This window comes from Desulfovibrio sp. ZJ200, assembly GCF_011039095.1.
Classification (GTDB): Bacteria; Desulfobacterota; Desulfovibrionia; order Desulfovibrionales; family Desulfovibrionaceae; genus Desulfovibrio.
On sequence record NZ_JAAKEH010000021.1, the window covers coordinates 35,438 to 46,323 of the forward strand.

The following is a 10,886-nucleotide window of genomic DNA, read 5'->3' on the forward strand; positions in this document are numbered from 1 at the left end:
CTCCCTGGCGCGGATTCATGCAAGGTGTCAAACATGCGTCTGCCAGGGCTGACGCATCTAAATAGTAAATGCAATAACCTTGCCATGTCCTCATAACCGCCGGAAAGAGCTGCCTTTTTCCCGCCGGCCGCGTCGTCGTTCGGAAAATGCATGTCGGCGCAGCGCCTGCGCACCTGTGAAAAAAAATCAACGCCCCCGCGCCAGCACGCTCCGAACCTTCCCGGGCGCGCCGGCATGTCGGAAGCCCGCCTCCACAAGCCTGCGGGCCGCGCGATCGCGTTCGGTTTTGGTTTTCCCCCCAAGAATCACGATCAGAAGGCGGGTTTTGCCGCGCTGGGCCGTAATGACGAGATTGTAGCCCGAGGCCACGGTCCAGCCGGTTTTCAGGCCGGTGACGCCTTCTACCCTGCCCAGCAGCGTGTTGGTATTGCGCAGGGTGCGCCCTCTGTGCATGAAAAAGCGCGTGCTGTGAAAGCGCATGGCCGCGGGATGCGCCCGCAGATAGGCGCGCGTGAGCAGCATCATGTCCCGGGCCGTGGTTTTCTGGCCCGCGGCGGGCAGGCCGGTGGGATTTTTAAAAAGCGTGCGGCGCAGGCCGAGCGCGCGGGCCTTGCGGTTCATCAGACGCACGAAATGACGACTGTTGCCGCCGACGCGCTGGGCCACGGCCGTGGCCGCGTCGTTGCCCGAGGCCACGGCCATGCCGGTGAGCAGCCGCACCAGGGGAGTACGCTCGCCTGCGCGCAGATGCATGGCCGATCCGCCTGTGGAGGCCGCCTGAGGGCTGATCCGGATTTTTTCGTGGAGTGTAAGGCGGCCCCTCTTGACGCTGTCCAGCGTCACAAACATGGTCATAATCTTGGCCAGCGACGCCGGGGGGATGACAGTGTCGGCCTGTTGCTCATAAAGCACGCGCCCGGTAGTGAGGTTCACCATGATGGCGGCGCGAACGGGCAGGGCGGCGTGCGCGGGGGCGCAAAACCCCGGCCAAAGAAAAAGGCAGAGGAAAAGAAAGGCCGAAACAGCCTCACGGCGCGGCGCGCTGCCCCACGCAAGCCTTGCGCCACGCTCGCGTTTTCGCGGTTTGCGCGGCAGGATGGGATCAGCGCGGCTCATGAGCCTGGTAAAAACGGTTTGCTTCCTCCACAGCCTGGATGGCAAAGGCCAGCAGCACCGGCCCGGCGATCAGGCCCACCGGCCCGAAGCTGGCGAGCCCGCAGAGAATGGCCAGAATCAGCACAAAGAACGGCGCCTTGATGCCCTGGCGCAGGAAAAGGGGGCGCAGCACGTTATCCACGCCTGCCACGGCGATGACGCCCCAAAGGCCCAGGCCCACGGCGGCCATGGCCTTGCCGGTGAACCAGAGGGAAAGGCAGAGCGGCATCCAGATCAGCGCCGTGCCCACCACCGGAATGGGCGCCACGAGGGTGGCCAGCATGCCCCAGAACGCGGGCTGATTGATGCCCGCCACGGCAAAACCGATGCCGCAGAGCACGCCCTGGGCCAGAGCCACCAGCACAATGCCCAGCAGAATGGCGCGCAAGGCCTTGTGGATGGCGCAGATAAAGCGGCTCAGCAGGCTCTGGGGCAAATGAAATATGCGCCCTGCAATCTTGCGGATGCGTCGGGCATAGACGGTAAACACCACCGTGAGCGTCAGAAAGAGAAAGGTGGTCCAGAATGCGGTCATGGTTCCGCCGAGCACGTCAAAGCCGCGAGTGAGGAGCAGGCTCATGGTGTCCGCGAAAAGCGTGTCCAGGTTATGGAAGAAATCATTGACCACTTTTTCCACACGCGGGTATTCGGCCAGGCTCATGCGCCATTGCTGAATATATTCCACCCAGTCCGGGGGGATTTGGAAATTGTTGGCCTGCAGTTCGCGCAAACGCACCAGACCTGCGGCCGCCTGCGGCGAAACGAGCAGCGCCAGCATGGCTATGGGCACGAAAAAGGCGGACAGGAGCGTCGTAATGTACGCGTAGAGCGCCGCATGGCGGGAAAGCTTGAGCAGCAGCCGGCGCTGGAGCGTATCCGGCCGGTTTCGTTCAAGTCTGATCCGCCAGGCGCTGGTTTTCCTGCGCAGATTGCGGTAATAGGGCAGGGTCAGGCAGGAGAAGCAGGCCGCCATGAAAATGGTCACCTGATTGGGCCAGAGCAGCATATACCACGCCAGCGCAGCCAAAAGATAAAGCAGGCGCGGCAAAAATACGGTCATAGGAAAAGCCTTTGCTGGTATGCGAACACCGGGAATTGCGCCGGGCGCGCGGCCCGGCTGAGTGGCGTTCATAAAATTCCAGCCTAGCAGACCTTGCGGGGCTCTGCCAAGCCCCGGCGGGCGGCAAAAAAGCGTTCTTCCGGCCTGGCCGCGCCCGGCCACGGCGTTGCCTTGAGCTTCAGCCTGCCGTATGCTGCCGGGCATGAACGCCGCTTCGTCCACCGCTCTTTCGGCCAGGCAGGGGCAGAATCCCGCGCATGTTTTGCTGACCGCGGCTGTGACCTGCGCAGGCCGGGAAGCGCCCGCCGCCTGTCTTCACGCCCTGGTCGAGGCGGGCATACAGGATCTGGCCGTGGTTTGCCTCTGCCCGGCCCCGCTGGAAGTTCCGGTGCTGGCCCTGGGGCGGGCGCTGCTGCGGCGCAAGGCCCTGCAAAGCTTTGTCTGCCTGCCCCTGGCAGCCGGGCAAAGCCCGCGAGCGGTCGTCAACCGGCTTGTTGCGACCGCCGCAAGCCCTTTTTTGCTCTTGCTTTCTTCTGACGTGCTTCTGGAAGAAAACAGCCTGCCGCCCATGCTGGCAGGGCTCAACAGCAATGCCGCCCTGGCGGGCGTCAACCCCTTGCTGCTTGCCGGGGGCCGGGCCTCCGGCAACGCGTCAGCCCGGAGGCGCCTCTGCCATCTGGGCAGCGTGGCCGACAGCCGGGGCCAGATACGCTATTTATATGAAGGCCTGGATGTCGGGCATCCTCTGGCCGCGCGCAGGCGCGTTTTTCAAATCGCGCACGAGGCGGCTCTCCTGTTGCGACGGGAAGATTTTATGGCCGCGGGCGGTTTTCAGCCGAATCTGGAGGCCCTGGCCGGGATCGACCTTTGCCTGCGCCTTGCGGCCGCGCGCAAGGGTTTTTTTTCAAGCGAGCCCGCGGCGCGCGCGGTACTGTGCGACAGCTTCGATCCCTGGAAAAGCTGCGGCCTCTGGAACAGTCTTTTACAGCGCGGCCGCCTGGACCCCGCGTTGCTGCGGCCGGACTATCACCTCCAGGCGCAGGCTGACGGCCTGGAGTACGGCCTGACGCCCTGGCTGGTGGAAGGCCCGCGCAACCTGCCCCTGGCTCCTGCCCCGCACTCGTTGCAGAACTCCCTGGACGCGGCATGGCTGCGCTGGCGGCATGCGCCGGAACCCGACGCCCTGTTGCATTTGCTGCGCCTCTTGCCGTCACGCGAGCGGGGCGCGGCAGTGGCCCTGTGCCGCGAGCTGCCGTCCTCGCTGCCGAGAGTCTTTGCCTGGTATACGCATTGCGCCGCCCGGCTGGCCGAGTTCGGCGGGCAGGAAAAGCTGGGCATGCTCAGGGAGCAGGCGCTGGAGTGGCTGGCGCAGGCGCGGCGTTTTCAGCACGAGCAGCTCAGGCCGGGCATGCGGGCTTTGGCCCGGGCGGGCATCTACGCCTGTTCCCTGGACAATGCGCCCTCGATTTATGACGCCTGGCTTGAGCTGCGGGAAGGGAACAGCGCTGCCGGGCAGCCGGAAGCCCGGCATCTGAGCGTGGGCCGCCAATGGCCGGAGATCGCCGTGCTCATGCCGGTTTGGAATCCGAATCCGGCATTTTTGCGCGCGGCGCTGGATTCCGTGCTGGCCCAGAAATATGGCCGCTGGCAGCTCTGTCTGGCCGACGACGCCTCCACCTCGCCGGAAACGCCGGAAATGCTGCGCGCGTATGCCGCGCAGGATCAGCGCATCCGCCTGGTCATCCGGGAACGCAACGGGCATATCTCGCAGGCCAGCAACAGCGCCCTGGCTTTATCCGACGCGCCCTGGGCCGCCTTTTTGGATCATGACGATCTGCTGGCCCCCAACGCGCTGCTGGAAGTGGCCCGCCATGCGGCTGAGTGCCCCCAACTGCGCTTCATCTACAGCGATGAGGACAAGATCGACGCCGCCGGGGTGCGGCGCACGCCGATTTTCAAGGCCGCCTTTGACTTTGACCTGCACTTCACCGGCCATCTCTCAAGTTACGCGGCCTCCACGCTGCGCGCCGCCAATGGTCTGCGACGCGGCTTTGAAGGCTCCCAGGATTTTGATCTGAGTCTGCGGGTGACGGAAAAGCTCAAGCCGGAAGAAATCGCCCACATTCCCCGCATCCTGTATCATTGGCGGATTCATGCGGAGAGCACCACCTCTGGCGTGGCAAGCAAGCCGTATGTGCTGGAAGCCACCCGCAAGGCCCTGGAGGCCAGCGCGCAACGGCGGGGTTTGCAGGCCACGGTCGAGCCCGCGGGCAAAAATAATTTTTTCAGGCTGAAAACAGCCGTGCCGCCAGGGCTGCGTTGCAGCGTGATTCTTCTGGCGGATGCGCCGCGCCCCCCGGCCCCGGGCCTGGTGCAGTGCCTGCAAGAGCTTGCCCGTCAACTGCAACTGGAGACGCTCTGGCAGCCCCTGACCCCCTCTGCCTTGAGCCGCGCCGACTTGCCCCCGCAACTGCATGTCCGCAGCCTGCCGCCCGCCGGGCCGCATTGGGCCACGGCCTGCCGGGCGGCGGCGCGCGCCGCCGCGGGGGATGTGCTGCTCTTTCTGGATGCCGCTCTTTTGCCTCTTGAGGGTTGCCGCCCCGAACAACTGGCAGTGCTGGCTCTGCGGCCCGATCTGGCTGTTGTGGGCGGCTGCGTCTGGCAAGGCGGGCGGCTGTGGCACGCCGGGCTGTACCCCGACGCGACAGGCCTGCCTTTTCCCTTGCAGCGTGGAGCCACGCCGGATCTGCTGCCCTCGCTCTGCTGGGGCCAATTACTGCTCGCCCGGCGGGTTCTGGCCGCATCCTGGCGCTGCATGGCCGTGCGGCGGGAGGACTTTTTGCGCCATGCGGGCTTTGATCCCGCGCTGGGCCCCCTGGCCGAAGCCGAGTACGCCTTGCGGCGGGAGGGGGAGGGCAGGTCTTCGCTGATTTCGCCCTGGGGGCAATGGCTGTTGCCCGGGCAGGCGCAGGAGGAATCAATGACGCCCCGGGCGCGGCAAGACTTTCTCCGGCGCTGGGGCGAGGTTGTCAGGAATCACGGTTTGCGCAACCCGCAGTTGCGCGCCGCGCCCGATTTCGGCTGGACCCTGGATCTGAACGGGGTTTGAGCCCGAAGGCTCAGCCCAGCACCTTGCTGCCGTGAAAGGCAATGCTCATCACTTCATAGGTGACCCGGCCGCGCGGAATGTCCACCGTGACTTCGTCGCCCTGCTCCTTGCCCAGCAGGGCCTGGCCCACGGGCGAGAGAAAAGAGATGGAGCCTTTGGCCGGGTCGGCCTCGTCCGGGCCGAGGATGGTGAATGTCCTGCGTTCGCCGCTGTCCACATCTTCCACTTCCACGCTGGCGCCGAAAATGACTCTGTCGCCGCTGAGCTTGTCCAGATCGATCACCTGATACAAGGCAAGGCGCGATTCAATGTACTTGATGCGCGCTTCGGCCATGCCCTGCCGCTCGCGGGCGGCGTCATAGCCCGCGTTTTCGCGCAGGTCGCCTTCTTCCCTGGCTTCCTTGATGGCCTGGATGATGGCCGGGCGCTCGGTTTTCAGGCGGGCCAGTTCCTCTTCAAGTTTTTTGTAGCCCTGGATGGAAATGGGAGTGCTTGTCATGTCGAACCTCACAAAATAAAAAAAGCGCCCGCTGCCCGGACAGCAGAGCACACCTGCGGATCTTGGTTGTATTTGGATCGGATTTGCGGAAAGCCCGCGCCCGCCGAATGCGGATACGCGGCTCCACGGCCAGAGACATGCGCCGTGTCTGCTACCCTAGCCATTGCCGTGCCCGGGGTCAAGCCTTGGCGCAACTTTTTCCGCGATCGCCCGGGAAGAGAGACCGGGCGGAGCGGGCTTGCGCGGCGGGTGCGAGGCGTAGTATACCTTTCACAATGCTGCCGGAAGCGTTTTTTCTGTTGTGCCGCCTGGCCTGAGCTGCCTTCAGGGGGCACGCGGGATGCATACGGCAGGCCCGGTTTTTTCCTGAAGCCATGCCGGATGCGGCGTGTTTGAAAATGGATCGGAGCCCTCTCCCGCCGACATCCGGCGCTACTGCTAACGAATTGCCATATCATGAAAAAATATTTGCGTTATCTGGGACCGGTGCTGATTGCCGCCATCTTTCTTTTGGCGGTCTATCTCCTCTATCACAAGCTCAAATCTTACAGCATCGCTCAGATTCGAGAGAGCATTCAGCAGATTTCGTATGGCCGCATCGGGGTTTCCCTGTTCCTGATGGTCATCAACTATATGATTCTGGTGGGCTATGACTGGCTGGCGCTCAAGGCCATTCATAAAAAGCTGCCCCTGCCGCGCGTGGCGCTGGTTTCCTTTGTGGGGCAGGCCGTCAGCTACAATTTCGGCGCGTTGCTCGGCGGCACCAGCGTGCGGTACCGTTTTTACACGGCCTGGGGTTTTACATTGACGGATATTGTCCGCCTGGTGCTGATGCTGGCCGTGACGTTCTGGGTGGGCGCCCTGGGGCTGTGCGGGATCATTTTCATGATCGCCCCGCCCGTGATCCCCGACGAGTTGTTGCGGCACATGCCCATAGCCGATGTGCGCATTCTGGGCGTGATTCTCTTTCTGGCGGCCTGCTCCTATCTGGTGCTCTGCTTTACGGTGCGCAAGCCGGTGCATATTTTCGGCAAGGAGTTCGTCTTTCCGGCGCCGCGCATCGCCGTGGCCCAATTCATTGTGGCCGGGGTGGACATCGTGGCCGCCGCGGCCTGCATGTATGTGCTCCTGCCCGGCGACATGGGCGTCAGTTTTCTTGATTTTCTGCCCAGTTATCTTGTGGCCCAGGTGGCGGTGGTCCTGACCCACATTCCCGGCGGGGTGGGGGTTTTTGAACTGGTGATCCTGCATCTCACCCACACTGCGCATGAGCAGACAGTTTTTGCCGCTGTGCTGCTCTTCCGAATTATCTATTATATTATTCCGCTGCTGGCCGCGGCAGCGCTGCTGGCCGTGTACGAGGCCCGGCAGCGCCGCAGCATGCTGCGCGAGGCAGGGCGCTGGCTGTCTGTGCTTTCACATTCCATAACGGCCTATATGGCCTTTGTGGGGGGGGTGATTCTGCTGGTCTCCTCCACCTTGCCCACCTTGCCCTCCAGCGTGGCCCTGCTGACCGCTTATCTGCCCAAAGGCGTGCTCTATGCGGGGCATTTCATCTGCGCGCTTTCCGGCGCGGCCCTGCTTTTCGTCTCCTATGGCCTTGAGCGCCGCCAGTCCCGAGCCTTCAGGCTGACCGTGATTTTCCTGCTTCTGGGCATTGCCGGGGCCCTGCTCAAGGGCTTCTCGTGGGAAGTGGCCCTGATGATCGGCGTGGTGCTCCTGGCCGTTTGCCTGGCCCGGCGGCGTTTTTACCGTTCCTCCTTTTTCTGGGAGGAACCCATCCCCCTGTACTGGCTGGCCGGGGCGCTCGGCGCTCTGGGGCTGGTCTTCTTTCTGGGCTGGGCCATCTACCATCCGGTTTGGGACAGGGCGGCCAGTTGGGGCTTTGAGCAGCCGTTCAACGCGGCGCGGACCTTATGGGCCTTTCTGGGAATTGCGGGCATCTTGCTGCTTTCCTGGCTCTGGCGCATTGCGCTGCGCCGCAGGCAAAGGCGCAAAACACATGGGCAGAAAAGTTAGAGCGTTTTGCTTTTGAAATTGAATAATTTCAAAAGCAAAACGCTCTAGAGCAGATTACCTTTGACTTTTTATGAAAGTCAAAGGTGGCATTCAGGCGAAAAACGCGGTTTTCGCCTGAATGTACGCCGCGTTGCGGCGGCTGCCGCTTTCGCGTCAGCAGAGCATTTTCAAAGAGAAAATGCTCTAGGCGGGGCGCCAGTCCTTGATGCCCAGATCCACCGACGCTATGCCGTTGTACATGTCCAGGCGGAGCGTGTAGGCCAGAAGAATGGTCTGACCCACCAGCGAGGGCGGCAGAGCCTCGGCCATGCGCCAGGCCTTTGCGGGAAGGGTGATGCCGCTTTTTTGATCCTGCACTTTGAGCAGGACGTGTTCCCGGCTGTGGCCCAGAAAAGTGCGCTCCTTGACCAGCAGCGGCGGCGAGGCGAAAACGGGTTCGGCATTGCCCGGACCAAAGGGCTGCAAGAGCTCCAGTTCCTTTAAAAAACGGTGCTCGGACGCTTTGGCGAAATCCAGCTCGCATTCCAGGGTCAGGCTGGGGCTGAGCGGCTCCGGCCCCAATGCCTCGGCCGCCGCGGCCTCGAATTGCGCGCGAAATTCATTGAGGCAGCGAGGCTCAAGGCGCACTCCGGCTGCCAGCCGGTGCCCGCCGAAGCCCAGCAGGCAGTGCGCTGTGCGGGTCAGGCCGGCGTGCAAATCAAACTCCCGCACGGAACGGCCCGAGCCCTTGAGGCAGCCCTGATCATCGCAAAGAATAATGGTGGGCCGGTAAAATTCGTCCACAATGCGGGAAGCGACAATCCCCACAATGCCGGGATGCCAGTCCGGGCCGTAGAGCACAAGACCCGCCCGTGGCCCTTGCGCCAGAAGTTCCTGGGCCTGCTCGCGCGCCGCGGCCAGGATGCGCTCTTCCTCCAGGCGGCGCTCCGTGTTCAGCGCGTCCAGTTGAGCGGCCAGGGCGGCGGCGACCGCATGATCCTTTTCCCGCAGCAGTTGCAGGGCCAGATCCGCCTTGCCCATGCGCCCGGCGGCATTGATCCGCGGAGCCAGTCGAAAGACCGTCTGCCCGGAGCTCAGGGCCGCGGCCGCGTCAAAGCCGCTGACCACTTTCAGAGCCGCCATGCCGGGGCGAGCCGCGGCGGCCAGTCTGGCCAGACCGCCGCGCACCAGAATGCGGTTTTCGCCGGTCAGGCGCATGACGTCGGCCAGGGTGCCCAGAGCCACGAGATCCAGAACCTCGTCCATCTTGCAGCGTTTGCCGGTCCGGGCAGAGAGCAGCGCGTTGAGCCCGGCCATGAGGTAAAAGGCCACGCCCACGCCGGCCAGATGCGGGCAGGGCGAGTCCTCCTGCGGGCCCAGCCTGGGATTGCACAGCGCGTGGGCCAGGGGCAGTTGGGCCGGGGGAAGGTGGTGATCGGTGATGATCACGGTCATGCCCAGATCGCGCGCGCGGCGCACGGCGTCCACATCGGCAATGCCGCAGTCCACGCTGAGCAGAATGCCGCAGCCCTGCGCGGCAAGAGCTTCAACACCCTGGATATTGAGGCCGTAGCCCTCGGCGCGGCGATCCGGAATATGCCAGACGGCCGTAAGGCCGTGAGCCTCCAGAACATCCAGCACCAGACAGGTGGCGGTAATCCCGTCCACATCGTAATCGCCCCAGACCGCGAGCTTTTTTCCGGCGGCCAATTCCTGCGCAAGGAGTTCCGCGGCCTGGGGAATCTGGGGCCAGCAAGCCGGCGCGGTCAGAGCATTCAGCCGCGCGGAAAGAAAATCATCCATGCAACGGGCTTCGGTAAGGCCCCGTCGCCAAAGGATTTCCAACAGGAGCGGCGAGATGGAAAGTTTTTCGGCCCAAGCCCTGGGCGGCGCGCCGGGCGGACCTTGCCGGAACTGCCAGCTTTTCACGGCGGGCGTCAGGCCTTGGCCGGAGCTTGTTGGGAGCCCTGGGCAGGGGCTTGCTGGGCGGCCTTGGCAGGAGCTTGCTGGGCGGCTTGGGCCGGGGCTTGCTGGGAGCCCTGGGCAGGAGTTTGCTGGGCGGTCTGGGTCAGAGCGCGCAGGGCTTCGCGCACGGTTTCCAGGCGATCTTCGGGCACCAGGTTCTTTTGGATCAGCCAGGCCAGAAACTTGATGGAGGGCTCGTGGCTGGGCGCTATTTCCAGGGCCTTGAGCAGATGATCAATGCAGCCGTTGATGTCTTTTGTTTCCAGCAGCACGCGGGCCATGTTCATATATAAATTTTCGTCGCTTTGCGAGAGTTGCAGAGCGCGCTGGTAATATTCAAGGGATTGCTGCAGCATCTTGTTCTTGCGCAGATTGATTCCGAATTCATTGAACAAATGCTTGTGCTCGGGCTCAAAGGCGCCATCCAGCTTGACCAGCCGCGCGAAAATGTCCTGGGCTTTTTCCGCGTCGCCCCGTTCCAGATAGGTGAGGCCGATGCCGAAGTTGGCCCGCACGTTTTCCTCGTCTATCTTGAGCGCGCGGGAATATTCATATTCGGCGGCAAAGGTTTCGCCTTTCTCCCTGTGACTGTCGCCGTTGTCGACGGAGCGTTGCATTTCCTGCATCTTGGGATAGACGGAGTTCATGTAAAACTCCGGCTCGGGCGCGAACTTGCCGATCAGTTCGTCCATGGTGATTTTACGCTTCGGACCGCTGGGCACATAATTGGGGTTCAAGGGCTGACATTCGATGACATCGCCGTGCTGTTCAATAAACCAGAAGGTTTTCTGCACGGTTTTGCGCGTGGTGGTGCCGGTGCCTACCTTGCGGATTTCCTGAGTGGAAAAGACGCCGCGCACTTCAGTCTTGCTCGCCTCGGCACTGGAGGTCGGGGCCGCGGCGGCCTGCGGGGCGTTTGCCGCCGGGGCCGCGGGGATTTGTTCTTTGGGCATGATCTTCCTCAACAAGGCATGTTACGCCTGAAATTGCCGTTAAGGCATCATAGCTGTGCAATGCCGTAACGCCGCACAGGTGCGGGCTGCCTTCAGTCGCTGCGGTTTGCCCGCGCCGGCGGTAGCCGTTAGCAAGCTTTGCTTGCT

7 protein-coding genes are annotated in these 10,886 nt (G+C 63.3%); 2 read left to right on the plus strand and 5 right to left on the minus strand.

The genetic code is table 11. From position 1 onward, the window contains the following. Positions 1-186: 186 nt before the first annotated feature. Together G7Y52_RS07650 and G7Y52_RS07655 are read right to left on the minus strand one after the other, a co-directional pair. On the minus strand, positions 187-1,116 hold the full coding sequence (locus tag G7Y52_RS07650; RefSeq protein WP_241159650.1) for a D-alanyl-D-alanine carboxypeptidase family protein: 930 nt from the start codon (positions 1,114-1,116) through the stop codon (positions 187-189). After that, positions 1,103-2,215, minus strand: coding sequence for an AI-2E family transporter (locus tag G7Y52_RS07655; RefSeq protein WP_165069420.1), 1,113 nt, complete (start codon positions 2,213-2,215; stop codon positions 1,103-1,105). Before G7Y52_RS07655 ends, G7Y52_RS07650 begins: the two co-directional genes overlap by 14 nt. Before the next feature lie 202 nt (positions 2,216-2,417). On the opposite strand from G7Y52_RS07655, the gene G7Y52_RS07660 reads away from it, so the two are divergent. Continuing rightward, positions 2,418-5,324 (plus strand): glycosyltransferase, encoded by a 2,907-nt coding sequence (locus tag G7Y52_RS07660; RefSeq protein ID WP_165069424.1) that lies wholly within the window; start codon positions 2,418-2,420, stop codon positions 5,322-5,324. 10 nt (positions 5,325-5,334) lie between these two features. Here the strand turns inward: G7Y52_RS07660 and greA are convergent, their stop codons facing one another. Continuing rightward, complete coding sequence (gene greA / locus G7Y52_RS07665) at positions 5,335-5,823, minus strand: transcription elongation factor GreA (RefSeq protein ID WP_165069428.1); 489 nt, start codon at positions 5,821-5,823, stop codon at positions 5,335-5,337. 456 nt (positions 5,824-6,279) lie between these two features. Between greA and G7Y52_RS07670 the strand changes: the two genes are divergently transcribed. Further along, positions 6,280-7,842, plus strand: a complete 1,563-nt coding sequence (locus G7Y52_RS07670; protein WP_165069432.1) for a lysylphosphatidylglycerol synthase domain-containing protein — start codon at positions 6,280-6,282, stop codon at positions 7,840-7,842. A 183-nt stretch (positions 7,843-8,025) separates the two neighbouring features. Here the strand turns inward: G7Y52_RS07670 and recJ are convergent, their stop codons facing one another. Further along, a complete protein-coding gene (gene recJ / locus G7Y52_RS07675) occupies positions 8,026-9,750 on the minus strand; it encodes a single-stranded-DNA-specific exonuclease RecJ (RefSeq protein WP_165069436.1) in 1,725 nt (574 codons plus the stop codon). 8 nt (positions 9,751-9,758) lie between these two features. Continuing rightward, a complete protein-coding gene (locus tag G7Y52_RS07680) occupies positions 9,759-10,739 on the minus strand; it encodes a tetratricopeptide repeat protein (protein ID WP_165069439.1) in 981 nt (326 codons plus the stop codon). Positions 10,740-10,886 lie beyond the last annotated feature (147 nt).

What these genes read in the sequence shown, in the direction of transcription:
- G7Y52_RS07650 (WP_241159650.1), bottom strand. Translation starts at nt 1,116, where the DNA reads ATGAGCCGCGCTGATCCCATCCTGCCGCGCAAACCGCGAAAACGCGAG.
- G7Y52_RS07655 (WP_165069420.1), bottom strand. Translation starts at nt 2,215, where the DNA reads ATGACCGTATTTTTGCCGCGCCTGCTTTATCTTTTGGCTGCGCTGGCG.
- G7Y52_RS07660 (WP_165069424.1), top strand. Translation starts at nt 2,418, where the DNA reads ATGAACGCCGCTTCGTCCACCGCTCTTTCGGCCAGGCAGGGGCAGAAT.
- greA (WP_165069428.1), bottom strand. Translation starts at nt 5,823, where the DNA reads ATGACAAGCACTCCCATTTCCATCCAGGGCTACAAAAAACTTGAAGAG.
- G7Y52_RS07670 (WP_165069432.1), top strand. Translation starts at nt 6,280, where the DNA reads ATGAAAAAATATTTGCGTTATCTGGGACCGGTGCTGATTGCCGCCATC.
- G7Y52_RS07680 (WP_165069439.1), bottom strand. Translation starts at nt 10,739, where the DNA reads ATGCCCAAAGAACAAATCCCCGCGGCCCCGGCGGCAAACGCCCCGCAG.